Raw genomic sequence first — 23,450 nt, 5'->3', positions numbered from 1 at the left:
CCTTTTATTTTGTCACCGCCGTCCCAACCCCCAATTCCGCACCAAGGGAAACGGGATCGAGCCAGCTTCGCTGATCTTGCGCGTGCTCATGGATGGCAGTCGTCGGCTGCGCGGCCGGGTTTCGGGCACACACTCCGCAGGCCGTCGATATGCTCGAAGAGCTGCGGCCGAATCGTGGCCCACATGGGGTCAAGGATGAAGTCGATGCCCTCGCGGCGCGCGAGCTTGGCGGCTGGAACGAAGTCGGCGTGCCGGAGACGAGAACGATCTGGTTTGCCTGTCGCTTGAACACCACGGACGCGATGTCCAAGCCCAGCCGCATGTCCACGCCCTTCTGCCGCAGCGAAAGCGTGAAATCGTCGTCGACCAGGCTGTCCCAAGAGCGCCTCTTGTTCAGGAGGTCCTTGAGCGGCTGCGGCTTGATTTCCCAGTGAACGTTGTTCGTCGGGATCTCCCCCAGGCGGAGGGCGACCTTGCGTTTTCCGCGAAGCTCCTGGTGGAAGGCAGAGCGCCAGGTCGCGGTAGCGCTCCGCGAGATGTCGATCGCCTGGCGGGACAACGGCTTGTATGGCGGAGGAAGGAGTCGGAAAAAGAAGAGCCCCTGGGCTCGGCCGGCCCTGAATCAGATCGGGCTGGCTTACTGCCAGGGGCGGATGATGAGTTAGTCATAAACGCTTTCTCCTTGGTCGTCAAGTCGACGCGCCGGCGGGCTGGCCGATGGGCTGAGCAAGAACCGAGAGGTCCAGGTCGGCAACGCGGATCTCGCCGGGCATCAGCTTATGGAGCAGCGATCTGAAGAGCGCCTCGATGTCGCGCGGCCTCACCTTGGCCGGCCACTCGGGCCGCGTGAAGCCTTCCTTTCTTCTGGAGCCCTCTGCTATTGTTGGGGTAAGGTGGACGGCATCTTCGACGGTTTGTCAAGGGGGTGGAGCTGTGGCTGATGTTCCGCGCCACCATCTGGAGTATGGCTGGTGCCAGGATTACATCACGGGCGAGACGGTGGTCGATACCGATGACGAGCGGATCCGCCAGGGACTGGCCCGGCTGCTGGTCGAGGAGCGAGGCTATGCCCGGGCGGAGGTTGGGGTTCGGCTGCGGATCGAGACCCTGTTTGCCGGCACCTACGCCGTGTCGCGGATCGACTTCGTGGTGGGCCTGGCCGGCCGGCAGGTGATGGTCATCCGCTACGGCCCGGGGTCGATCGTCACCCGGGAGCGCCCGGCGGTGGCCGCCGCCCGGGTGGTCAATCCGGAGTACCAGATTCCGCTGGCCGTCGCCACCAACGGCCGGGACGCCAGCCTGCTGGACACCCGGACCGGGAAGGTGCTGGCTGAGGGCCTGGCGGCCATCCCCGGGCGGCAGGAGCTGCTGGCGCGGCTGCCGGAGCTGACCTTTCCGCCTTTGCCTGCGGAGCGCCGGGAGCGGGAGCTGCGGATCCTGAACGCCTACGACGTGGAGGTCTGCTGCAGCGGCGGGCCCTGCGCCCTGCCTGGGGCCAGGGAGGGCTGAGTGGGCCGCTGGCGGGTCTGCCGCAGGAGGCCGGCTACGGTGCGGCCGCTTCCGGCCACCGGGCGGCTCATGATGGCGGCGACCACCGGCGCCACCTGATCGGCCTCGGCCGGCGGGATGAAAAGACCCGGGATGGGAGCCGTGGGGTGCAGCCTGGGGTGGTCGGCCTGGCCGGCCAGCAAGGCGGGCAGGAGGTCCACCAGCCGGCCCCATCGTCCGCCCTGGTCGAGGTGCTCGATCACCTGCAGGAAGATGGTGTGGATGGTGATCCGCACCGCGGGCAGCAGGGCGGCGCCGCCGGGCCGGCAGACCGCCTGGGAGGCGAAGCAGCGGCAGGCGAACGGCCGCCAGGGGTAGATCTGGCAGCGATCGGCGGCCAGGAAGGGACACACCCCCGGGACGGCGGCAGAGGTCCCGGGGGGCCGGCGCGCTTCGACTTGGCCCTGGCGGCAGAGGGCGGCCAGGGCGTTGAAGGAGGGGCCGGGGTCGGCGGGCGGGCCGGCTGGGACCCGGGCCAGGCGCTCGGCCAGGAAGCCCGGCCCCTGGTCCCTGGTCACCCCGGCGATCAGGATCTCCGCCTCCAGGCTGGTGAGGGTGACCGCCCGGGTGCAGCAGATGGCGCAGCCCGGCCGGCAGGCATCGCCCCAGCCGGGGGCCAGCTCGGCCAACAGGTCGTACAGCGCCAGGACCGCCTGCCGCAAGCCCGCACGGCCAGCAAGATTCTGGTCAGATCCCATTATTTTCCCACCGTTAGATTTTCCAGGATCAGGGCGCCGATGATCTCCCGGATCGAGGCCAGGCCATGCTGCCGGCAGTAGTCGGCCAGGCCTGCCACCACCTCGGTGCTGGCCCGGGGATTGACCAGGGTGGCGGTGCCGACCTGGACGGCGGTGGCGCCGGCGAGGAGGAACTCCACAGCGTCCTCGGCGCAGCTGATGCCGCCGATGCCGATGACCGGTACGGTGACGGCGCGGGCGGTTTGCCAGACCAGGCGCAGGGCCACCGGCTTGATGGCTGGCCCCGACAGGCCGCCGACCACGTTGCCCAGGCGGGGCCGCCGGCTGTGGATGTCGATGGCCATGCCGAGCAGGGTGTTGACGAGGGAGACGGCGTCGGCGCCGCCGGCCACGGCGGCCTGGGCAATGGCGGTGATGTCGGTGACGTTGGGGGAGAGCTTGACGATCAGGGGCAGGCTGGTCGCCTCCCGCACCGCCCTGGTGACCGCCAGCACCATCCCGGGGTCGGTGCCGAAGACCACCCCGCCGGCCTTGACGTTGGGGCACGAGATGTTGACCTCGATAGCGGCCAGCCCCGGCTCGCGGTCCAGCCGGCTGGCCAGGGCCACGTAGTCCTCGATCCGGTCGCCGAGGATGTTGGCCACCACCGGGGTGCCCACCTGGCGCAGGAAGGGCAGCTTCTCCTGGCAGAAGGCGTCCAGGCCGCAGTTCTCCAGCCCAATGGCATTGAGCATGCCGCAGGGGGTCTCCACCACCCGGGGCGGCGGATTGCCCGGCCGGGGGGTGAGGGAGATGCCCTTGGTGACGATGGCGCCCAGCCGGTGCAGATTGACGAGGCCGGCCAGCTCCTGGCCGTAGCCGAAGGTGCCGGAGGCGGTCAGCACCGGGTTCTGGAGGCGCAGGCTGCCGAGGCGCACCGAAAGGTCCGGCTCTACCATCCCACGTCCTCGGCCAGCACCACCGGCCCGTCGCTGCAGACGTGGAGAAAGCCGCGGCCGCCAGCCCTGGGCACGGCGCAGCCGAGGCAGACCCCGGTGCCGCAGGCCATGCCGGTCTCCAGGGAGACCTGGCAGGGCCGGCTGGCCCGGGCGCACAGGCCGGCCACCGCCCGCAGCATGGGCCAGGGGCCGCAGGCGTAGACCGGGCCCGGGGTGGGCGTCTCGGCCAGGAGGCCGGTGACCAGCCCGGAGCGACCGCGGCTGCCGTCGTCGGTGGTCTCCTGGACGGTGATGCCGAGCCCGCGGAAGTCGGCGGTGGCGACCAGCTCGGCCGCGGTGCGGGCCCCGAAGAGCAGAATGGGCGGCGGGCCCTGCAGGGCCTGCGCCAGGGTCTTGGCCAGAAAGAGCAGGGGCGCCACCCCCATGCCGCCGGCAACCAGGATGCCGCCTGCGGCCTCGGTGCGGAAGCCTCGGCCCAGCGGCCCCAGGAGGGCCAGCTCGTCGCCCGGCCGCAGTGCGGCCATCTGCCGGGTCACCCGGCCCACGACCCGGAAGAGAAGCTGCAGCGTGCCCTGGGCTGTGGTCTGGTGGACCGAGAAGGGGCGGCGCAGGAGGGGGTCTTGTCCGGTGCCCAGGCGGGCCATCACAAACTGGCCGGGCTTGGCAGCAGCGGCAATGGCTGGCGCGTCCACGGTCAGGCGCAGGATGTGCGGGCCCAGGTCTTCGAGCTTGCGGACCTGGCCGGTCTCCTGACAGGCGTTGGCTGGGGTGACAGCCATGGCGGCGCTCACCGGCGGTCCGCCGGCACAATGAGGTCCAGGAGTCGTTCGAGATCGTCGGCCGAGAAGTAGTCGATCTCCAGGCGGCCCCGGGACCCGGCCTGGACAATGCGGACCCGGGTGCCGAGATGGCGCTGCAGATCGTTCTGCAGGACCTGGGCGTAGGATTCCGGGATGGCGGCGGCCTCGGCTGCGGGCCGGCGGCGGGGCCGCCGGCTGCTCTGCTGGCGGAGGCGCCGGGCGCGGGCCTCGGTCTGGCGCACCGACAGGGCCTTGGCCAGGATCTCGTCCCGCAGCGCCCGGCGGGGCTCGTCCTCGTCCACAGCCAGGAGCACCTTGGCGTGGCCCATGCTCAGCCGGTCGTTGACCAGATCCTCCTTGGCCCAGTCCGGCAAGGCCAGGATACGCAGGTAATTGGCCACCGTGGAGCGCTCCTTGCCCACCCGCCGGGCCACCTCCTCCTGGGTGATGCGCAGCTCCTCCACCAACCGGGCGTACGCCTCGGCCTCTTCCAGGGGGTTGAGGTCCTGGCGCTGGATGTTTTCAATCAGGGCCAGCTCCAGGGCTTCATCCGGCGAGACGTCCTTGACCACCACAGGCACCTCCTCCAGCCCGGCCAGCTGGGAGGCGCGCCAGCGTCGCTCGCCGGCGATGAGCTCATAGCCGTCCTCGTCCAGCCGCCGCACCACCAGAGGCTGGATGATGCCCTTCTCCCGGATGGAGGCCGCCAGCTCCTCCAGCTCGTCGGGCTTGATCAGCTTGCGGGGCTGGCGGGGGTTGGGGCGGATGGAGCCCACGGGGCAGAGGAAGTAGCGGTGGCCGTGCTCGTCGTCCCGGGAGGGCAGCAGGGCGGACAGGCCCTTGCCCAGCCCGGTGCGCGGGGTGGTGGTCATGGGGCGGCTCCCTGGCGGCGGTTCTGCGGGTTGAGAAGCTCTTTGCCCAGGGCCAGGTAGCTCTGGGCGCCTGGTGAGGAGCGGGCGTACAGGATGGCCGGCTTGCCGTGGCTGGGGCTTTCGCTGAGGCGGACGTTCCGGGGGATCACCGCTCGGTAGACCTGGTCCTTGAAGTGGGTCTTCACCTCCTTGGCCACCTGGAAGGTGAGGCGGTTGCGGCGGTCGTACATGGTGAGGAGCAGACCCTCGATGTGCAGGCGGCTGTTGTAGCTGTTCTTCACCAGGCGGATGGTGCGCACCAGCTGGCCCAGGCCCTCCAGGGCGAAGTATTCGCACTGCAGGGGGATCAGCACCGAGTGGGCAGCGGTGAGGGCGTTGATGGTCAGAAGGCCCAGGGACGGCGGGCAGTCGATGAGAATGAAGTCGTAGTCAGCGAGGAGCGGCTCCAGGGTGGTGGCCAGGAAGCGCTCCCGGCGGGGGGCTTGCACCAGCTCCACCTCCGCGCCCACCAGGTCGATGGAGCTGGGCAGCACCGCCAGCCGGTCCAGGTCCGCGACCGGTAGGATGGCGGCCCGCGGGTCGGCACCGGCCAGCAGGCACTGGTAGAGGGTAGGGTGGCCGGCAGCCGCCGCAGCGCCCCCCACCCCCAGGCCGCTGGAGGCATTGCCCTGGGGGTCGGCGTCCACCACCAGCACCCGGCGGCCCAGCTCGGCCAGGGACGCGCCCAGATTGATGGTGGTGGTGGTCTTGCCGACCCCGCCCTTCTGGTTTGCCAGCGCAACGATCTTGGCCACCGCTACCTCGTTGTTGCACGTGGAACATGGTGCATATTGGCTTGGACTTTCACTCGGTTAGGATGGCGAGCACCAGCTCGGCCGTGCGCAGCATGTCCGGCAGCAGGATCTCCTCCTGGGTGGAGTGGACCTTGCTCATGCCGGTGCCGAGGATGACCGTGGCCAGGCCCTGGCCGGCAAAGATGTTGGCGTCGCTGCCGCCACCGGCCCTGATCAGGGACAGCTGGCGACCCAAGCGGGCCGCGGCAGCTGTCACCTCCTGGACCACCGGCTCGTCAGCCGCGGCCCCCAGGCGCGGATACTCCAACTCCTCGTCGATCTCCAGGCCGGGCCGGGCGGCTACCTGTCCGGATCGATCCCGCCAGCCCGCCACGGCGGTGGAGAAGGCCTCGCGCATGGCCCGGGTGAAGGCCTCCAGCTTGGCCAGGTCATGGCTGCGCACCTCGCCCTCCACCACCACCTCGGGGGGCACGATATTGGTGGCTGTGCCGCCGGCGATGCGGCCGATGTTGGCGGTGCTCTCGTCGTCCAGGCGGCCGAGGCGCAGGCCGGCGATGGCCTGCGCCGCCAGCTGGATGGCGCTGATCCCCTTCTCCGGGCAGAGGCCGGCGTGGGCCGCCAGGCCCTTGACCAGGAAGCGCAGCCGGTTGGCCGCCGGCGCCCCCACCACCACCTGATCGACGCCCGAGGAGTCCAAGGCGTAGCCCATCCGGGCGCTGACCAGTGAGAAGTCCAGATGCTTGGCGCCCAGAAGGCCAATCTCCTCGCAGGTGGTGAAAACGAGCTGGAAGGGGCGGTGCGGAATCCGCTGGTCATACAGGGTGCGGCAGACCTCCGCCAGGATGGCGAGGCCGGACTTGTCGTCCCCCCCCAGCACGGTATTGCCGGCCGAGCGGAAGCGGTCGCCCTCCCGGACCACCGCAAGGCCCTCCGTGGGGCCTACCGTATCCATGTGGGCATTGAAGAAGACCGGCGGCCGGGGCAGGGTGCCCGGCAGGGAGAGCACCAGGTTGCCGGTCTGGGAGCCGGTGGCGGTCGCCGAGTCGTCCTCTCGGATGCTGGCGCCCAGGGCGGCAAAAAGCGGGCGCAGGACCTGGGCCACGGGGCCCTCCTGGCGGGAGGGGCTCGGGATACGACACAGCTCGATGAACAGGGAAGCCAGCCGCTCCGGCTGCAAGGCAGAGGACCAATCGCCCATGGGCACGAACCAAAATGAGCCTGCCGAACAGGACGTCCAGCAGGCCCAAGAGTTGACTGGCGGAGAGAGAGGGATTCGAACCCTCGGTAAGGCTTTATGGCCCTACACTCGCTTAGCAGGCGAGCACCTTCGGCCTACTCGGTCATCTCTCCGCAGGAATGCTGGTGGGGGCGCGCTCTGGCGGAGGGAGTAGGATTCGAACCCACGGAACTTACGTTCAACGGTTTTCAAGACCGCCGCCTTCAACCACTCGGCCATCCCTCCCGCACTGACCTGTCCTGTTTACCACGGGCCTGCCAGGCTGTCAATCGGCAGGCAGGCAGCCGCTGCCAGGTGTGCTACACTGGGGCCGATCTCCCGGCCGCCGCCACCGCCGGCCGGCCTTGATTCCCCTCCCTGTCCGTGAGGATTGGCCATGCTCACCTGCGGTGCCCAGCCCCTGCCCGGCCTGCCCAGGAGCCTGCTGGCACCGGCGGTGGAGCGCTGGCAGGGCTTTCAGCACCAGCACCCCTGGAGCCGTCGCCTGCCGGCCGTGCTGGTGGACTCCCTGCCCGCGGCCTGGGCCTTGTCCCGCTATCTGGCCGACACCTGCTGCCGCTACCCGGAGATCCTCCAGGACCTGGCGGCCAGTGGTGACCTCCTGGTGAGCGCCAGGGCCACCGGCCTGGCGCGGCGTCTCGAGATGGGGACCCGGGGCGCCGGCGACGAGGCGGAGCTCGGCCGGCGGCTGCGCCGCCTGCGCCACCGGGAGATGGTGCGGATCATCTGGCGGGATCTCGTGGGCTGGGCCGACCTGGCGGAGACCATGCGCGACCTGTCCTGGCTGGCCGAAGCCGCCATCGATGCGGCCCTGGCGGGCCTGGCCTCCTGGCGGCACGAGACGGGGGGGACGGCCGCGCCCCGGTTGGCGGTCCTGGGCATGGGCAAGCTGGGAGGCTGGGAGCTGAACGTCTCCTCGGACGTCGATCTGGTGCTGATCGGCACCGCTGGCGAGCCCGGCGGTGACGGCGGGGCAGCCGAGCCGGCCGGCCTGGTCCGCCAGCTCCTGCGGGTTCTGGGCAGCCAGACCGCGGACGGGCACGTCTTCCGGGTGGACCTGCGCCTGCGTCCCTTTGGGGATGCCGGCCCCCTGGTCATGACACCGGCCCAGGTGGAGGCCTATCTGGAGGCCTACGGCCGAGCCTGGGAGCGGCTGGCCTGGCTGCGGGCCCGGCCGGTGGCCGGGGACCGCCAGGCCGGTGCCAGGCTTCTGGCCGCTATCACACCATTTGTTTACCGGCGCTATCTGGACTTCGGCGCCCTGGACAGCCTGCGGGACCTCAAGGAGCGGCTGGCGGCCGCCCGGGCCGCCAGCCAGCCCAGGGATCTCAAGCTGGGGCCCGGCGGCATCCGCCAGGTGGAATTCCTCGTCCAGACCCTGCAGCTCATCCATGGCGGCCGGCATGCCGCCTTGCGCACGCCCTCGGTCCTGGAGGCGCTGCCGGCCCTGGTCCGGGGCGGCTGGCTGTCCGCCGCCGAGGGCCATGGCCTCCTGGCAGCCTACGCCCTGCTGCGGGACGCCGAGCACCGGCTGCAAGCCGTTGAATGCCAGCAGACCCATACCCTGCCGGATGACCCCGAGGCCCAGGCCCGCCTGGCCGCCAGCCTGGGCATGGCCGGCTGGGAGGCCTGCCTGGCCCGCCTGGCTGCTGCCCGGCAGCTGGTGGCCCAGAGCTTTGCCGGCCTGCTCCGCCAGGATGGGAAGGCTGCGGCCGCCGGCCCCAGGCAGGCGGCCCTGGCCGACCTCTGGGGGCAACCGCCGGCCGTCGCCGCCGCCGGCCCCCTCCTGGCTGAGCTGGGCTTCCAGGAGCCGGATCAGGTGCTGGCCGAGCTGGCCGCTTTTCGTCAGGGACCTGTCCTGCGCAGCCTCAATGACGCCGGCCGCCGCCGGCTGGAGCGGCTGGGTCCGCCGCTCCTCGCTGCTGCCGGCGCCGAGGCGAGCCCCGACCAGGTCCTGGGACGGCTCCTCGACATCCTGCGGGCCATCGGCGGGCGCAGCACCTATCTGGCCCTGTTGGCCGAAAACCCCGGGGTCCTGCCCCGCCTGGCCGGCATCTGCCAGGCCAGCCCCTGGCTGGCCACCCAGATCCGCCGCCTGCCCCGGCTCCTGGATGATCTCCTGGAACCGGACCTGGGGGACCTCGCCGAGGCGGACCGCTGGCAGGCCGCCATCGAGGCTGGCCTCGCTCCCCTGGCTGGCCTCGATCCCGAGGATTGCGCCGACAGCCTCCGGCGGCTGAAGCAGGCCCAGATCCTGCGTCTGGCCCTGGCCGTGTGCGAGGAGCGGATCGACAATCGCACCGCCTGCCAGCGGCTCAGCAGCCTGGCCGAGGCGATCCTGGCGGCGGTGATCGATCTCGCCTGGACCCATCTGGTGGCCCGGCATGGCCGGCCCCGGCTGTCCTCGGATCCCACTGGCCACGATCGGGGCATCCTGGTGGTGGCCTACGGCACCTTCGGAGCCCACGAGCTGGCCTTCACCTCGGACCTGGACCTGGTCTTCCTCCACACCGCCCAGGGCCAAGAGCCGACCACCGGGGCCCAGCCCCTGCCCGGCCCCCAGTTTTTCGCCCGCCTCGCCCAGCGGGTGATCCATCTTCTGGTCACGCCGACCGAGGCAGGCATCCTCTACCCGGTGGACAGCCGGCTGCGGCCCAGTGGCAACGCCGGCATGCTGGTGAGCGAGCTGGCGTCCTTCTGGGACTACCAGGCCACGGCAGCCTGGACCTGGGAGCACCAGGCCCTGGTGCGCGCCCGGGCGGTGGCCGGGGACCAGGGGCTCATGGCCGCCTTCGGCCCGGCCCGAGCGGCTATCCTCGGCCAGCCCCGGGATGCGGCTACCCTGCGCCAGGAGGTCTTGCGGATGCGGCAGCGGCTCCTGGCCGCCGAGCAGCCCCACGACCCGGCGCTCTTCCATCCCAAGATGGACCCGGGCGGCATGGTGGATATCGATTTCCTGGCGCAGTACGGGGTGCTGGTCGCCTGCCACCGCCACCCGGAGCTGGCAACGGCAACCGGCACCCAGGCGATTCTGGCCGCGCTGGCCGAGGCGGGCGTCCTGGCCCAGAACGATGCCCGCTGCCTGGCCGAATCCTACGGCCAGCTGCGCGGCATCCTGCACCGCCAGGCCCTGGCCGAGGAGCCGGCCCTGGTGCCGGCTGCCGCTTTCAGCGACCTGCGGCGGGAGGTGCGGCGGGTCTGGGACGCGGTCCTCAGATGACCGCCACGGCGCAAGAACGGCTCATTCGTCGCTGCAGCCGCAGCTTTCCACCTCGGCCCGGCACTCCAGGCAGACCCAGCCGTCGCCTCCCACCCAGACCAGGCGCTCGGGAATCGTGTCCCGGCCGCAGAGGGCGCAGGGGGTGTCCCCCCCGGCAGGAGGCGGAAGACTGCCTCCTGGGAGCGCCGGCGGAGCCTTCTGTTCCTCATGCCTCATCCTTCCCACCGCAAAAAAAGGCCGGCTGGCGCCCGAGTGCGCCGGCCGGCCTTGATGACCCTGCAGCCGAACAACAGGTGCCGGCTCAGATGTCGAAGTAAAGCAGGAACTCGTGGGGATGGGGGCGCAGCCGCACCGGGTCCACCTCGTTTTCGGTCTTGTATTCGATCCAGGTGTCGATGACATCCTGGGTGAAGACGTCGCCCTTCAGCAGGAAGGCATGGTCAGCCTGCAAGGCCTCCAGCGCCTCCTGCAGGGAGCCAGGGGCGGAGGGCACCTGGGCGAGCTGTTCCGGGGTGAGGCTGTAGATGTTCTTGTCCAGGGGATCACCGGGATCGATCCGGTTCTGGATGCCGTCGATCACCGCCATGAGGATGGCCGAGAAGGCCATGTAGCCGTTGCAGGACGGGTCCGGGGTCCTGAACTCGATGCGCTTGGCCTTGGGCGAGTCGGAATACATGGGGATCCGCACCGAGGCGCTGCGGTTGCGGCTGGAGTAGGCCAGGTTCACCGGCGCCTCGTAGCCCGGCACCAGGCGCTTGTAGGAGTTGGTGGTCGGGTTGCAGATGGCGCACAGGGCCCGGCCGTGCTTGAGGATGCCGCCGATGGCGTACAGCGCATTCTGGGACAGGCCGGCATACTTGTCGCCGGCAAAGGTGGGCTGGCCGTCCTTCCAGAGGGAGACATGGGTGTGCATGCCGGTGCCGTTGTCGCCGAACATCGGCTTGGGCATGAAGGTGACGGTGTGGCCCTTGCGGTAGGCGACGTTCTTGAGCACGTACTTGAACCACATGAGCTGGTCGCCCATCTGGACCAGGGGCTTGAAGCGCATGTCGATCTCGGCCTGGCCGGCGGTGGCCACCTCGTGGTGCTGGCACTCGACGTCGATGCCCAGACCCTCCAGGACCATCATCATCTCGGTGCGCAGGTCCTGGAACTTGTCGGTGGGCGGCACCGGGAAGTAGCCTTCCTTGTGGCGGGGCTTGTAGCCCAGGTTCGGGTTCTCGTCCCGGTCGGAGTTCCAGATGCCCTCCACGGAATCGATCTGGTAGAACGAGCCGTAGGGGTTGGAAGAGAAGCGGACGTCGTCGAAGATGAAGAACTCCGCCTCCGGGCCGAAGAAGGCGGTGTCGCCCAGGCCCGTGGACGCCAGATAGGCCTCGGCCTTCTTGGCGATGTTGCGGGGATCCCGGCTGTACGGCACCCGGGTCAAGGGATCGACGATGTCGCCAATCAGCACCAGGGTCGGGACCTCAAAGAACGGGTCCATCTTGGCGGTGGTGGGATCAGGGATGACCAGCATGTCGCTGGCGTGGATGGGCTGCCAGCCGCGGATGCTGGAGCCATCGAAGCCGAAGCCGTCGTCGAAGCTGGACTCGGACAGCTCGCTGATCGGCACCGTGAAGTGCTGCCAGACGCCGGGGAAGTCCAGGAAGCGGATGTCCACCACCTTGGCCCCACGCTCCTTGGCCATTTCCAAAACTGCCTTCTTGCTCATGAGAGTCCTCCTTGAGGGGAATAAAGGATGGGTACGCTTTGAAGGGCCGCCGGTCCATCCCCCGGCGGCCCTGGCTTCCGGCAAATGGGCCGCTCGTCAGGCCGCTTCCACGGCGGCGGCATGGAGCAGGGCCGCGCGCACCTCGGCCTCGAAGGCCGGATCCACGATCCGAGCGCCGGTCTCGTCCAGCACGTAGAAGACGTTGACCACCCGGTCCCGCTCCGGTCCGATCCGGGCGCGGAAGATACTGATGCCCAGCTCCGCCAGGGTACGGGTGATGTTGTACAGCAGGGACGCCCGGCCAGGCGCGTAGACCTCCACGACCGTGAACAGATCCGAGGTGGCGTTGTCCAGCACCACCCGCGGCTGGGGCCGCAAACGGGCCGCGGTCTGGCGGCGGCGGACCAGGGCGCCCGCCGCCGCCTGGCCGGCCAGGCGATGGCCCAGGGCCAGGCGATTGGCGACGGCCTGGCCCAGGTTGGTCTCCACCGCCAGCCAGTCCAGGTCTTCGAAGCCCAGGTCCAGGGTCGGCACCACGTCCAGGAGGTCCACGGCCGTGCCATCCGGCCAGGTGAAGATCTGGGCCGCCACCACCTCCAGACCGTGGAGGGCCAGGCTGCCGACGATGCGGGCCAGAAGGCCCAGACGGTCCCGGGCCAGCACTGTCACCGACCAGACGCCGCCCCGGGGCTCGGCCCGCACCACCGCCGGCTGCGAGGAAAGAAGCTCCCGCAGCTCGAGATGCCGGCTCACCACCGGCGCTGCGCAGGCGGCCAGGTAGTCCTCCGGCAGCTCGGCGACCAGGCCCCAGAGCCGGGGATCCACCAGGGTGGCCAGGAGGGCGCGCTCGGCGGCGGCCTTGCCCCGGGCGATCTCCACGGCGGGCCGCGGCGTCTCGTCCAGGTGCAGGGCGATCTTGTCATGGAGCTCCCGGATGAGCGCCCCTTTCCAGTCGCTCCAAGCCGCGGGGCCCGTGGCCCGGGAGTCGGCCTTGGTCAGGAGAAAGAGCATGGCCAGCCGCTGGTGGTCGCCGACCTCCCGGCTGCACCGCTCGATGAAGCGCTCATCGTCCAGGTCCCGGCGCAAGGCGGTATCCATGAGAAAGACATGCCGGCCAACAAGAAAGACCAGGGTCGCCACCGCTTCCCCGGTCAGGCCCAGGCGGCGGCCAATGCCCTCGGCCAGCTGGGCGCCTCGCTCGGCATGGCCGCGACCCCGACCCTTGCCGATATCGTGGAGAAGGCCCGCCAGCATCAGGAGGCCCGTATTCTCCACCCGGGAAAAGAACTCGACCTCCTCCTCCCGGAGCCGCATCAGCTCCACCACGGTGGCGATGGAGTGACGGTCCACGGTGGCGACGTGGTAGACGTCGTGCTGGGCGAGGCACACCACCGGCGCGAATTCCGGGATGACGGCGGCCAGCATCCCGGTCTCCAGCATGGCGGTGAGCACGGTGCCGGTGTGGCTGCTCTCCAGGATGGCGAAGAGGCCGGCCGCCAGCCGGCGGCTGCGGCGCTGCCCGTCGCCAATGAGATGCAGGCGCTCCCGGATGATCCGGTGGGTCCGGTGGTGCAGGGGCAGGCCGGTGGCCGCTGCCTGGACAAAGGCCCGCATCATGGTGAGCGGCCGGCGCTCCAGTGTCGCCGGCGCCTCGAAGTGGATGCTGCCGGCCCGCACCGCCAGGCCCGGCTCCAGCCGCCGGCCCTCCAGGGGCGACGGCCGCAGGCCCAGCACCTCCTCGGCGTGCTCGAAGAAGAGGTCGGCGGCCACGGTCACCGCGTGGAGGTGGCCATGGAGCTGGCGCATGAAATGCTCCACGGCCAAAAGCCCGTCCTGATCCCGGTAGCCCAGATCGGCTGCCACCTCGGCCTGGTGCTCCAGAAACAGCTGGTCGTTGCGGCGGTTGCAGCGGCGGTGCAGCCGGTTGCGCACCCGGGCCAGCTCCTCCCAGGCCGCCTCGCAGGCCTGGCCTTCCGAGGGCTCCAGCACCCCGGATTCCACCAGGGCGCCCAGGTCCGCCAGCCCAAACACCACCCGGGCCGTCCACAGCATGGCCTGGATGTCCCGAAGGCCGCCCCGGCTTTCCTTGAGATGGGGCTCCAGAAGGTAGGTGTGGGCGCCGAACACCTCGTGGCGCCGGCGGCGACTGGCGATCATCTCGGTGACGAACTGGCGGCGCCGGCCGTCCACGAACCGCTCCTGGTAGGCCGCCCGGACCCGCTGAAAAAGGGCCGGATCGCCCGCCACCAGGCGGCTGTCCAAGAGGGCCACCAGCAGGGTGAAGTCCTGCTCGGCGTCGTCCAGGCAGGCCTCGACGGTGCGCACCCCGTGGCCGACGTCGACGCCCGAATCCCACAAAGGATAGAGCACCGCCTCCACCGCCCGGCCCAGCTCCTCTTCGGACAAGCCGTCGTGCAGGAAGAGAAGATCCACGTCGGAATACGCGAACAGCTCGCACCGGCCATAGCCGCCCAGAGCCACCAGAGCCAGGCCGGCCTCCGGCAGCGTGGCGGCCGCCAAGCTGCCGGCGATGAACCGGTCCATCTCCCGGGTGTGGGCAGCCAAGAGCGCGCGGCCAGACAGGCTCTGGGCCCACAGGGCCTCCAGGCGCTGGCCCGGGGACGGCAGGGTGGCGAGGGTGGGGGCGGTCATGACCGAGCTGGGGCCGGGCACCAGGCCAAAGGCTGGCCCGCCACGCGGGCCTGTTCGCAAAACGCGGCGCAGTCTTCCACGCCGAAGCCTACAGCAAGTGCGGTGCCAGAGGTGGCCCTGCTGGCCAACAGCGTGGCATACAAGGAAGATTCCGGCAAGGCCTCCCCGGCTGGCCAAAGGGTTATCAGACAATCCTGTAAAAAGAGGGGATGGCTGAGCGACGATTTTGTAGGATTGCGGGTCCCGCAGCCAGCGGGGTGGGGATGGACTTCCCGGGCAGGGCGGGCTACTATGAAGCCCCATGAGCTCCGAGTCCGGCCCTGTCCACCATCACGACCACCCGCACCACGACCACAGCCAGGGGGGCGACCCCGGGCGGCGCCTGGCCCTGTCGCTGGCCGTCACGCTGCTGTTCATGGCCGGCGAGGCGGTGGGGGGATGGCTGACCAACTCCCTGGCCCTGCTTTCGGATGCCGGCCATATGCTCACCGACGCGGCCGCCCTGGGCTTGAGCCTCTTCGCCCTCCGGGTCGGCGCGAGGCCGCCATCCGTCACCAAGACCTTCGGCTACCGCCGGTTCGAGATCCTGGCCGCCCTGGCCAATGGGCTGGCGCTGTGGGGGATCGTCGGCATCATCTTGCACGAGGCGTTCCAGCGCCTGAGCGCACCGCCAGCGGTGAAGCCCCTGGGCATGATGCTGGTGGCGGCCCTGGGCTTGGCGGTCAATCTCATCTCCATCCGCCTCCTCCACGGCCACCGCCATGAGAGCCTCAACATCCGCGGCGCCTTCCTGCACGTGGTGGCGGACGGCCTGGGCTCTCTGGCCGCCCTGTCCGCGGCCCTCGTCATCTGGGCCTGGGGGTGGACCCTGGCCGATCCCCTGGCCTCCTTCGGCATCTGCCTGCTCATCCTCGCCAGCTCCTGGGGGCTGGTGCGGGAGGCGGTGCACATGCTCCTTCTGGGGGTGCCCGGCCACCTCAGCTACCGGGATGTGGAAGCGGCGATCCTCGGCCACCCCGGGGTCTGCTGCGTCTATGACCTCCACATCTGGTCCATAGCCAGCGGCCATGAGGCGGTCTCGGCCCACGTGGTGACCGTCGCCGAGGCGCCCAGCCAGCCGCAGCTCCTGCAGGCCCTGGTGCTGGAGCTCCGGGAGCGCTTCGGCATCCGGCACGTCACCATCCAGCTGGAGTCGAGCCACGACCTCCGGGATACCGAGCTGGGCCCATCCTGCCGGGTGGGCGGCGATGACCGCTGCTGCTGCCGGCCCACCGCGGCTGCCACCGCGGCCAGCCGCAAGTAAATGACCGCCGCGCCTCCCCCCCGGACCCTGCCCTTGTGGGTGGTCAATCTGTTCTTCGTGGTGGGCCTTGTATCGGCCCTGGCCTTCCGCCTGCTCATCGTCGTTAACCACTTGGCGCCGGCCCTTTTCCGGCCGATCTGGTACCTGGGCCTGGTGGGCTACGTGGCCTTTTTCGCCTTCCGCTACCGCATCTCCCAGCGCCGCCGGCAGGCCATCGACCACTTCGCCCTGCTGGACCGGGTGCAGGCCGGCGCTCCCTTGAGCGACGCCGAGCGCCAGGCCCTCCTCTACGTCCTCGGCTCGGTGAAGAAGTCCCGGGAGAACTGGAACTACCTGGTGATCTTCATTCTCTCCATCCTGGCCGCTGCCGTGGACCTCATGCTGGCTGTCCGGTGAGGACCAGGGGCCGGCCCGGCTTTCCCGGAATCCGGACGATCTTTCCGGAGAACCGACCGGCCGGCCGGAGAGGCCCGGACTGGATCACAGGCCGGAGAGGGCCACCGCGGCCGGTTTGCCGTCCGGGGCCTGCGGTGGCCTGGTGGGCATGAGGTTTGCTACACTCTCGCCTGTCAGGAAGCCCTGCTCTGCCCCGCATGCACCGTGACCCCAAATGAAGGAGGCATCATGAAACGAACCATCTTCTCCGCCCTGGCCATCGGCGGCGGCCTGCTGCTCGGCCTGGCCGGCCCCGCCTCGGCGGGCAAGATCGTCCTGGCCAATGACGAGTGGACCCTGTCCTACGCCCATTACACCGAGCCCAACGATCCGGGAGTCTTTGCCACCAACGTGGCCGCCTGGTTCACGGGCGGCAGCGCCGGCAGCTTTCTGGCCTATTCGAACAACTTCGGGCTGACCGGCACCGACTTGGCCAACTCCATGACCGGGGCCGGCCATTCCTGGACGGTTTCCACCGCTGTGTCGTTCGACCTGGCGACCCTGCAGGCCTACGACGGGGTCTTTCTGGCCGGCACGGCGGCCGACACCACCGTCCTCACCCAGTATGTGCAGGGCGGCGGCAACGTCTATTTGGCCGGCGGCACCGGCTGGGGTGGCGCCGGGGGCGAGGCCGCTCTTTGGAACCCGTTCCTGAACAACTTCGGCCTGGGCCTCGACACCGAGTACAACGGGGTGTCTGGCAGCATCCCCATCAGCAGCTCGCACCCGATCTTCAACGGGGTGGATCATCTGCATCAGGGCAACGGCCAGGACACCCTGGACCTGGTGGCCGGGGATAACGCCGAGACTCTGGTGTCGTACTACGGGCATGGCCTCTATGCGGTGTATGAGGGCGCTGCCCCGGTGCCGGTGCCGGCCGCCGGGCTGTTGCTGGCCTCCGGGCTGGCCGGCTTGGCTGGTGTCCGCCGGGTGCGACCACGCGGCTAGTCCGGCAGCATCAGTCCCGAAAGCCGCGACCGGCGGGAAGCACGAGCTTCCCGCCGGTCGTCGTTTGGCACAGCCCTTGCCGCGGACTTTCGGCGTGCTACCCATTCGGGTGCGCCCCGCGCATGGCAACCCACAACTCCCACAACTCCCATAGCTCTCATAGCTCCCATGGACCCATGGGACTTACAGGACCTATACGACTTATGGGAGGCCACCATGGCCAGCTTGCGGCGTTTCACCCATGCGGGTGCGCCCCGCGTATGGCAGCGCTCAACGGAAGGCCTTGGCCTGGGCGTACGTGATCCCCGTGCCGCCGAAGAGGTCCAGGGCGCTGCCCACCGTGAAGTCCAGGCGGCCCTGGCCCAGATCCCGCAGCAGCGTAAGATCGGCCAGCGAGCTGATGCCACCGGCATAGGTGACCGGAATGCCGGCCCAGGAGCCGATGAGAGCAGCCAGATCGGTGGCGATGCCCTGGCAGCGGCCCTCGACGTCGGCGGCGTGGATGAGGAACTCACCGGCATGGCGGGCGAAGAGGTCCAGGGTGGCCGGCTCCACCCGCACCTGGGTGAACCGCTGCCAGCGGTCGGTGACCACGGAGTACCGGCCGTCTGCGCCCTTGCGGCAGGAAAGATCGATCACCAGCCGCTCCCGGCCCACCGCCCGGGTGAGGGCCGCGAGGTGGTCGTAGAGGATCTGGCCGTCCCGGAAGACGAAGGAGGTGACGATCACCGCCGCGGCCCCGGCGTCCAGCCAGGTGCCAGCGTTGGCGGCGGTGATGCCGCCACCGATCTGCAGGCCGCCAGGGTAAGCCGCCAGGGCCTGCCGCGCCGCCGTCTCGTTGCCGGGGCCCAGCATGATGACATGGCCCCCCGGCAGGTCGTCCCGCCGGTAGAGGTCGGCGTAGAAGGCCGCAGGCTGGCCGGAGGCGAAATTGGTGGTCAGCCGGCCGGGGTCGTCATCGGCCAGGGTGCTGCCGACAATCTGCTTCACCTGGCCCTGGTGAAGGTCGATGCATGGCCGGAAGCGCATAGTCTCTCCTGGCGCACGGGCATGAAAAAAGGGCAGGGTCCCCGGTAGACCCTGCCCCGATGGATGCCAGCGGTCGGCTGGCTGGCCCTCACTGGCCTTTGACCAGGAAGGTTGCCGGATCCAGGAGCAGGGACGGTCGGGCCCCTCGGTCCACCGTGTGATCCTTGAGGATCTTGAGGCTGATGCCCTCCTGCCGCGGGTCCAGGAGGATGATGGTCTCGAAGAGGTCCGCCAGGTCGTGGCAGGGCGCCGGCACCCCGAGGTCGCTGACCCGGGTGTCGTCCCGGTGGCGGATGGCCGAAAACCAGACGTGCAGGTTCATCGCCTGCATAAGCTCTCGGATATCGGCCAGATCCTTGCGGGCGGCCTGGGTGAAGTCGAAGCCGTCGATGACCAGGCACTCCGGCTTGAAGATGTCCTGGTAGACCAGGTCGTTCAGGCGCTCCTCCAGTTTGGGGGCGGCAAACGAGGTGGCCTTGAAGGTCATGATCATACGGTTGCGCATGATCTCCCGGTAGACGTCCTGGGCGTGCTCCAGTTGATAGGCCTGGGCCAGGTGGCGGAAGAGGTCCTCATACCAGGCCCGGGTCTTGTCCAGGCTCTCGCCCACACTGACATGCACCACCCGGTTGCCCCGGAGCATGCTGTCCAGGGCGATCTGCACCAGAAGGGCGGTCTTGCCGGTGCCGGCCCGGGCGATGACCAGGCCCAGGCGGTGCGGCGTGGTGTAGGCCCCGGAGTCCGGCTCGATGGCCCGGAGCGGGTTCTTGACGATCAGGTCACGCTTGAGCATGGCGGCACTCCTGTCTTTGAGATAGATGACGTTGACCGGCGCGGGCAGGGGAGCCTGCGATTCATGCCGCCGACTGCTTCCTCTTCTCATTGGCCTCCTTGATGACCTGCTCCGCCACGTTCTTCGGCACCTGCCGGTAGGTGGCGAACTCCATGGTGAACTCCGCCTTGCCCTGGGTGCCGGAACGGAGCACCGTCGAGTAGCCGAACATCTCCGCCAGGGGCACCTCGGCCTCGATCACCGTGTAGTTGCCCTCGTCGGAGGTGCCGACGATCATGCCTCGCCGCTGGTTGATGGTGCCCATGATGGCGCCCTGGAACTCGCTGGGTCCTTCCACCGCCACCTTCATGATCGGCTCCATGAGCACCGGGCCAGCCTTGAGATAGCCCTCCCGGAAGGCGCCGATGCCGGCGGCCTGGAAGGCGTTGTCCGAGGAGTCCACGGAGTGGGAGGCGCCGTCGTTGATCACCAGGCGGACACCGGTCACCGGAAAGGCCGCCAGGGAGCCCTTCTTCAGGCACTGCTGGAAGCCCTTGTCCACCGAGGGGATGAACTCGGTGGGGATGGAGCCGCCGGTCACCTCGTTGACGAATTCGTAGTCGCTCCCCTCCAGGGGCTCGATGTAGCCGGCCACCCGGCCGTACTGGCCGGAGCCGCCGGTCTGCTTCTTGTGGGTGTAGTTGAACTCCGCCCGCCGGGTGATCGTCTCCCGATAGGCCACCTGGGGCGCGCCCACATCCACCACGGCGTTGTACTCCCGCTTCATGCGCTCGATGTAGACATCCAGATGCAGCTCGCCCATGCCGGAGACGATGGTCTCACCGGTCTCCGCATCTACGTACGTGCGGAAGGTGGGGTCTTCCTTGGTGAACCGGTTCAAGGCCTTGGACATGTTGATCTGGCTCTTGTTGTCCACCGGTACGATGGCCAGGGAGATCACCGGGTTGGGCACGTGCATGGAGGTCATGGAGTAGGAGACCTCCGGGCTGGTGAAGGTATCCCCGGAGGCGCAATCGATGCCGAACAAAGCGACGATGTCGCCGGCGGTCGCGGCCTCGATGTCCTCCATCTCGTCGGCGTGCATGCGCACCAGCCGGCCCACCTTGACCTTCTTGCCACTGCGGGAGTTGATGATGGTATCCCCGCGGCGGATGCTGCCCTGGTAGGTGCGGATGTAGGTGAGCTGGCCGTAGCGGCCGTCTTCCAGCTTGAAGGCCAGGCAGACCAGGGGGGCCTGGGGGCTGCTGGACAGGAGCACCTCGGCCTCGTCCCTGGCCAGATCCTTGGCCCGGTTCTCCACGTCCACCGGGCTGGGCAGGTAGTGGGCCACCGCATCCAGAAGCGGCTGCACACCCTTGTTCTTGTAGGCCGAGCCCACGAAGACCGGGGTCAGCCCCAGGCTCAGGGTGCCCTTGCGCACCGCCTCGCGGATCATGGCCTCGGTGGGCGTGCCTTCCAGGATGGCCTCCGTGAGCTCGTCCGAGAACATGGACACCGCATCCAGCATCTCCTCCCGCTTGGCCTCGGCCTCGGGCAAGAGGTCCGCCGGGATCGGCTCGTAGCGGATCCGCTCGCCATTGGCGCCGTCGAAATAGACCGCCTGCATGGTGATGAGATCCACCACCCCGGCCAGCTCGTTCTCAAGACCGATGGGGATCTGCATGAGCACCGCGTTGTGGTTGAGCTTCTCCCGGAGCTGCTGGGTCACCCGGTAGGGGTTGGCGCCGCTGCGGTCGCACTTGTTGATGAAGGCGATCCGGGGCACCTTGTAGCGGGTCATCTGGCGGTCGACGGTGATGCTCTGGGACTGGACGCCGCCCACCGAGCAGAGGACCAGGATGGCGCCGTCCAGGACCCGCAAGGCCCGCTCCACCTCGATGGTGAAGTCCACATGGCCCGGGGTGTCGATGATGTTCACAGCGTGTCCGGCCCAGGAGCAGTAGGTGGCCGCTGACTGGATGGTGATGCCCCGCTCCCGCTCCAGCTCCATGGAGTCCATTTTGGCGCCGACGCCGTCCTTGCCCTTGACGTCATGGATGGCGTGGATCCGCTGGGTGTAGAAGAGGATTCGCTCGGTGAGGGTGGTCTTGCCGGAGTCGATGTGGGCGCTGATGCCGATGTTGCGGACGTGATCTAGCTGGATGCTCATGGTCGTGACTCTTTCCGTCGAGAGCGGTTGGACTTGCCGCCTGGGGGCAGGGCCGGCAGGCGGGACTGCCGCGAGCACCATCGCCAGGGCAACAGCGGTCGCGGAAAATAAAACAGCCCCTCGGTGAGGAGGGGCATCAGAGATCCGCTCTGTTTACTCCACAGCCGATGGTCTGTCAATGGGGAATCGCGGCGGCGGGAAGGGACGGGGACGGCGGGGCGGTCCCCAACCGCCCCCCCGGGGGAGGTCCGGCTACTTCCGGAGCACGGCGACGCCCTTGAACAGCACGTCCAGGTGGTTGCCGGTGCCCGGCGCGGCCCCGCCGTAGATCTCCACCGGGTAGTACCCCGGCGTCATGACGAAGGAAGGCAACAGCGGCTGATACTTCACCAGGGCCGGCACGTTGCCGGCGCTGTGGCCCATGGCGATGAACCAGACCTCATGCCCCATCTGCAGGAAGGCCAGGAGGATGTCCTGGCCAACGAGATCCTCGGCCATGGTGCCAAAGATGCCGGAGGCCAAGTCCTGGCTCGTGCTGTCGGGGTTGAGCCGCCGGATCTTCCAGACCACCTTGCGGGCGCCGGCCGCCTCGGAGGTGACGAAGATCCGGGCCTGGATCATGGCGCTGTCCACCGTGCCGATGACCTTGCGGATACCGGCATGGGCGTCGCCGCCGATGTCCCGGGTATCCACCGTGGCGGTGGCGCCGATGATCGGCAGGCCGGCATAGTCGTTGCCGATCTTGCCGAAGCCCTCGGTGCTGCTGCCGCCCAGGGCGGTAATGGCCACGGTGGCGCCGGCAGGGGTGACGGTGGCGTTGCCGTTGATGAAGGTCTGCCAGGGGGCAGTGAAGCTGGTGACCGGCATGGGCGCCAGGGCCGAGGCCGTGCCGGCCAGGCCAACGACCACGGCAACGGTCAGGCAAGCCGCCAGAAGCTGCCTCCATGGGCCAAAGGGGGACCTGCGCTCGTTCATGCTCTCCTCCATGCGGTCTTCAGGTTGGAGCCGGCTGGCACCGCCATCCGGCACGGGCGCGCCGCCATGGCGTTGGGGTATCATGATGGCACACGCCCGGCGGCACAGGACAGATGCCTTCAGGATAGGAGACGGCCGGCGCCGGGGTCAAGCCTCTGATCGCGGCCGGCTCCGGAACATTCACCCGCCCTGCCAGGAGGCTCACGTGTGGTCATGGCCCGAAAGCGCTTCTTGCCGCCCTCGCCCGCCCGCTATTGCCAGCGCACCTACCGCCGGTCAGTGGCGGCCGGCCTGCTCGTCCCCTTCCAGGTCACGGTGCGGGAGACGGATCTGGCCGTTCTCGCCCCCGAGGACCGCAGCAGCGAGACCCGGCAGCTGGTCCTTCGATACCGGGCGCAGCTGGAGGGCTACATCGCCGGCCAGCCGGGGTTTCTGACCAGTTTCAGCCCCCTGCCGCCGGACCGCTCGGCGCCGCCCCTGGTGCGGGCCATGCTGGAGGCCGGCGCCGCGGCCGCTGTCGGTCCCATGGCGGCGGTGGCCGGGGCCATCGCCGAAGGCGTCGGCCGGGATCTTCTGGCCGCCGGCTGCCAGGAGGTGGTGATCGAAAACGGCGGCGATATCTTTCTGGCCCGGCAGGCGGCCGTGGTGGCCGGTCTTTTTGCCGGCCGCTCGCCCCTGTCGGGCCGCATCGGCATCCGCATCCCGGCCTCGGCCATGCCCTGTGGGCTGTGCACCTCCTCCGCCACGGTGGGCCATTCGGTGAGCCTGGGCCGGGCGGACGCCGCCACCGTCCTGGCGGCCTCCGCCGCGCTGGCCGACGCCTGCGCCACCGCCCTGGGCAACCTGGTCAAGGAGGCCGCGGACATCACCCCTGCCCTGGAGCGGATCCGGGCCATCCCCGGGGTGACTGGTGCCCTGGTGGTCCTGGGCGAGCATCTGGGAGCCGCCGGGGCAATGGAGCTGGTGCCCCTGGCCTGATCGTGCCGCCGGCACAGAATCGGCCCCCATTTCTTTCCCAGGTCTCTTCTGGTAAACATACAACGGCAAGGGCGCCGCCCTGTCTACCGAGTCCTGTGCGAGGAGCCATCCAACCATGTCCCCTGCTTCCCACACCATCCGCTTCCTGCCCAGCGGCCGCAGCGTTCGGACGGCTCCCGGCGAGAGCCTTCTGGAGGCCGCCCTCCGGGCCGGGGTGTACATCAACGCCTCCTGCGGCGGCGCCGGGGTCTGCGGCAAGTGCCGGATCGTGGTCGAGGAGGGGACGGTGGCGGGGGGGCTTTCCGAGCGTCTGTCCGACGCCGATCGGGTGGCGGGGGTGCGGCAGGCCTGCCGGGCCAAGGCGCTT

Annotated in this window: 20 protein-coding genes and 2 tRNA genes; 8 read left to right on the top strand and 14 right to left on the bottom strand. The window is 69.5% G+C overall.

Annotation, left to right across the window (positions count from 1 at the left end):
• The first annotated feature begins 149 nt into the window (after positions 1-149).
• Entirely contained in the window at positions 150-434 is a 285-nt protein-coding gene (locus AB1634_07740; GenBank protein MEW6219412.1) for a hypothetical protein, read from the top strand.
• Between the two features lie 499 nt (positions 435-933).
• Positions 934-1,509, top strand: coding sequence for a type I restriction enzyme HsdR N-terminal domain-containing protein (locus AB1634_07735; protein ID MEW6219411.1), 576 nt, complete (start codon positions 934-936; stop codon positions 1,507-1,509).
• Here the strand turns inward: AB1634_07735 and AB1634_07730 are convergent.
• The 8 genes from AB1634_07730 to AB1634_07695 all read right to left on the bottom strand — a co-directional run bounded on the left by AB1634_07730 (position 1,446) and on the right by AB1634_07695 (position 7,112).
• Positions 1,446-2,246, bottom strand: a complete 801-nt coding sequence (locus AB1634_07730; protein MEW6219410.1) for a hypothetical protein — start codon at positions 2,244-2,246, stop codon at positions 1,446-1,448. The genes AB1634_07735 and AB1634_07730 overlap by 64 nt on opposite strands.
• Complete coding sequence (locus tag AB1634_07725) at positions 2,246-3,184, bottom strand: dihydroorotate dehydrogenase (protein ID MEW6219409.1); 939 nt, start codon at positions 3,182-3,184, stop codon at positions 2,246-2,248. Before AB1634_07725 ends, AB1634_07730 begins: the two co-directional genes overlap by 1 nt.
• On the bottom strand, positions 3,178-3,963 hold the full coding sequence (locus AB1634_07720) for a dihydroorotate dehydrogenase electron transfer subunit (protein MEW6219408.1): 786 nt from the start codon (positions 3,961-3,963) through the stop codon (positions 3,178-3,180). Before AB1634_07720 ends, AB1634_07725 begins: the two co-directional genes overlap by 7 nt.
• Before the next feature lie 8 nt (positions 3,964-3,971).
• Complete coding sequence (locus tag AB1634_07715; GenBank protein MEW6219407.1) at positions 3,972-4,856, bottom strand: ParB/RepB/Spo0J family partition protein; 885 nt, start codon at positions 4,854-4,856, stop codon at positions 3,972-3,974.
• Complete coding sequence (locus tag AB1634_07710) at positions 4,853-5,650, bottom strand: ParA family protein (protein ID MEW6219406.1); 798 nt, start codon at positions 5,648-5,650, stop codon at positions 4,853-4,855. The genes AB1634_07715 and AB1634_07710 overlap by 4 nt, the downstream gene beginning before the upstream one ends.
• A gap of 49 nt (positions 5,651-5,699) precedes the next feature.
• Positions 5,700-6,848, bottom strand: coding sequence for a M20/M25/M40 family metallo-hydrolase (locus AB1634_07705; protein ID MEW6219405.1), 1,149 nt, complete (start codon positions 6,846-6,848; stop codon positions 5,700-5,702).
• 57 nt (positions 6,849-6,905) lie between these two features.
• A tRNA-Ser gene (locus AB1634_07700) sits at positions 6,906-7,000 on the bottom strand.
• Between the two features lie 26 nt (positions 7,001-7,026).
• Positions 7,027-7,112 (bottom strand) — tRNA-Ser (locus tag AB1634_07695).
• Between the two features lie 151 nt (positions 7,113-7,263).
• Between AB1634_07695 and glnE the strand changes: the two genes are divergently transcribed.
• Positions 7,264-10,107, top strand: a complete 2,844-nt coding sequence (gene glnE / locus AB1634_07690; protein MEW6219404.1) for a bifunctional [glutamate--ammonia ligase]-adenylyl-L-tyrosine phosphorylase/[glutamate--ammonia-ligase] adenylyltransferase — start codon at positions 7,264-7,266, stop codon at positions 10,105-10,107.
• A 301-nt stretch (positions 10,108-10,408) separates the two neighbouring features.
• Here the strand turns inward: glnE and glnA are convergent, their stop codons facing one another.
• Positions 10,409-11,821: a type I glutamate--ammonia ligase gene (gene glnA, locus AB1634_07685; GenBank protein MEW6219403.1), complete on the bottom strand. Its 1,413-nt coding sequence runs from the start codon at positions 11,819-11,821 to the stop codon at positions 10,409-10,411.
• A gap of 96 nt (positions 11,822-11,917) precedes the next feature.
• Positions 11,918-14,473, bottom strand: coding sequence for a [protein-PII] uridylyltransferase (gene glnD, locus AB1634_07680; protein ID MEW6219402.1), 2,556 nt, complete (start codon positions 14,471-14,473; stop codon positions 11,918-11,920).
• A gap of 301 nt (positions 14,474-14,774) precedes the next feature.
• On the opposite strand from glnD, the gene AB1634_07675 reads away from it, so the two are divergent.
• The 3 genes from AB1634_07675 to AB1634_07665 all read left to right on the top strand — a co-directional run bounded on the left by AB1634_07675 (position 14,775) and on the right by AB1634_07665 (position 17,159).
• Positions 14,775-15,776: a cation diffusion facilitator family transporter gene (locus tag AB1634_07675; protein MEW6219401.1), complete on the top strand. Its 1,002-nt coding sequence runs from the start codon at positions 14,775-14,777 to the stop codon at positions 15,774-15,776.
• Complete coding sequence (locus AB1634_07670; GenBank protein MEW6219400.1) at positions 15,777-16,172, top strand: hypothetical protein; 396 nt, start codon at positions 15,777-15,779, stop codon at positions 16,170-16,172.
• Between the two features lie 228 nt (positions 16,173-16,400).
• Positions 16,401-17,159, top strand: coding sequence for a VPLPA-CTERM sorting domain-containing protein (locus tag AB1634_07665; protein ID MEW6219399.1), 759 nt, complete (start codon positions 16,401-16,403; stop codon positions 17,157-17,159).
• Positions 17,160-17,429: 270 nt separating this feature from the next.
• Here AB1634_07665 and hisA read toward each other — a convergent pair whose 3' ends face one another.
• The 4 genes from hisA to AB1634_07645 form a co-directional block, all read right to left on the bottom strand.
• Positions 17,430-18,188, bottom strand: coding sequence for a phosphoribosylformimino-5-aminoimidazole carboxamide ribotide isomerase (gene hisA, locus AB1634_07660; protein MEW6219398.1), 759 nt, complete (start codon positions 18,186-18,188; stop codon positions 17,430-17,432).
• An 88-nt stretch (positions 18,189-18,276) separates the two neighbouring features.
• On the bottom strand, positions 18,277-18,981 hold the full coding sequence (locus tag AB1634_07655; GenBank protein ID MEW6219397.1) for a hypothetical protein: 705 nt from the start codon (positions 18,979-18,981) through the stop codon (positions 18,277-18,279).
• 61 nt (positions 18,982-19,042) lie between these two features.
• The gene (gene fusA, locus AB1634_07650) at positions 19,043-21,130 is read right to left on the bottom strand and encodes an elongation factor G (GenBank protein MEW6219396.1); all 2,088 of its coding nucleotides are present in this window, start codon (positions 21,128-21,130) and stop codon (positions 19,043-19,045) included.
• A gap of 252 nt (positions 21,131-21,382) precedes the next feature.
• The gene (locus tag AB1634_07645) at positions 21,383-22,105 is read right to left on the bottom strand and encodes a hypothetical protein (protein MEW6219395.1); all 723 of its coding nucleotides are present in this window, start codon (positions 22,103-22,105) and stop codon (positions 21,383-21,385) included.
• A gap of 213 nt (positions 22,106-22,318) precedes the next feature.
• On the opposite strand from AB1634_07645, the gene AB1634_07640 reads away from it, so the two are divergent.
• A complete protein-coding gene (locus tag AB1634_07640) occupies positions 22,319-23,083 on the top strand; it encodes a UPF0280 family protein (GenBank protein ID MEW6219394.1) in 765 nt (254 codons plus the stop codon).
• 115 nt (positions 23,084-23,198) lie between these two features.
• The coding region (locus AB1634_07635; protein MEW6219393.1) for a 2Fe-2S iron-sulfur cluster-binding protein at positions 23,199-23,450 on the top strand (252 nt) is incomplete at its 3' end.

Source organism: Thermodesulfobacteriota bacterium (assembly GCA_040755095.1).
Taxonomy (GTDB): Bacteria; Desulfobacterota; Desulfobulbia; order Desulfobulbales; family JBFMBH01; genus JBFMBH01.
This window is presented reverse-complemented; position numbering and strand designations above follow the sequence as displayed.

Excerpts from the sequence above, each read along its gene's own strand:
- AB1634_07740 (MEW6219412.1), top strand. The coding sequence starts at position 150 with ATGCTCGAAGAGCTGCGGCCGAATCGTGGCCCACATGGGGTCAAGGAT.
- AB1634_07730 (MEW6219410.1), bottom strand. The coding sequence starts at position 2,246 with ATGGGATCTGACCAGAATCTTGCTGGCCGTGCGGGCTTGCGGCAGGCG.
- AB1634_07725 (MEW6219409.1), bottom strand. The coding sequence starts at position 3,184 with ATGGTAGAGCCGGACCTTTCGGTGCGCCTCGGCAGCCTGCGCCTCCAG.
- AB1634_07720 (MEW6219408.1), bottom strand. The coding sequence starts at position 3,963 with ATGGCTGTCACCCCAGCCAACGCCTGTCAGGAGACCGGCCAGGTCCGC.
- AB1634_07715 (MEW6219407.1), bottom strand. The coding sequence starts at position 4,856 with ATGACCACCACCCCGCGCACCGGGCTGGGCAAGGGCCTGTCCGCCCTG.
- AB1634_07705 (MEW6219405.1), bottom strand. The coding sequence starts at position 6,848 with ATGGGCGATTGGTCCTCTGCCTTGCAGCCGGAGCGGCTGGCTTCCCTG.
- glnE (MEW6219404.1), top strand. The coding sequence starts at position 7,264 with ATGCTCACCTGCGGTGCCCAGCCCCTGCCCGGCCTGCCCAGGAGCCTG.
- glnA (MEW6219403.1), bottom strand. The coding sequence starts at position 11,821 with ATGAGCAAGAAGGCAGTTTTGGAAATGGCCAAGGAGCGTGGGGCCAAG.
- glnD (MEW6219402.1), bottom strand. The coding sequence starts at position 14,473 with ATGACCGCCCCCACCCTCGCCACCCTGCCGTCCCCGGGCCAGCGCCTG.
- AB1634_07675 (MEW6219401.1), top strand. The coding sequence starts at position 14,775 with ATGAGCTCCGAGTCCGGCCCTGTCCACCATCACGACCACCCGCACCAC.
- AB1634_07670 (MEW6219400.1), top strand. The coding sequence starts at position 15,777 with ATGACCGCCGCGCCTCCCCCCCGGACCCTGCCCTTGTGGGTGGTCAAT.
- AB1634_07665 (MEW6219399.1), top strand. The coding sequence starts at position 16,401 with ATGAAACGAACCATCTTCTCCGCCCTGGCCATCGGCGGCGGCCTGCTG.
- hisA (MEW6219398.1), bottom strand. The coding sequence starts at position 18,188 with ATGCGCTTCCGGCCATGCATCGACCTTCACCAGGGCCAGGTGAAGCAG.
- AB1634_07655 (MEW6219397.1), bottom strand. The coding sequence starts at position 18,981 with ATGCTCAAGCGTGACCTGATCGTCAAGAACCCGCTCCGGGCCATCGAG.
- fusA (MEW6219396.1), bottom strand. The coding sequence starts at position 21,130 with ATGAGCATCCAGCTAGATCACGTCCGCAACATCGGCATCAGCGCCCAC.
- AB1634_07645 (MEW6219395.1), bottom strand. The coding sequence starts at position 22,105 with ATGAACGAGCGCAGGTCCCCCTTTGGCCCATGGAGGCAGCTTCTGGCG.
- AB1634_07640 (MEW6219394.1), top strand. The coding sequence starts at position 22,319 with ATGGCCCGAAAGCGCTTCTTGCCGCCCTCGCCCGCCCGCTATTGCCAG.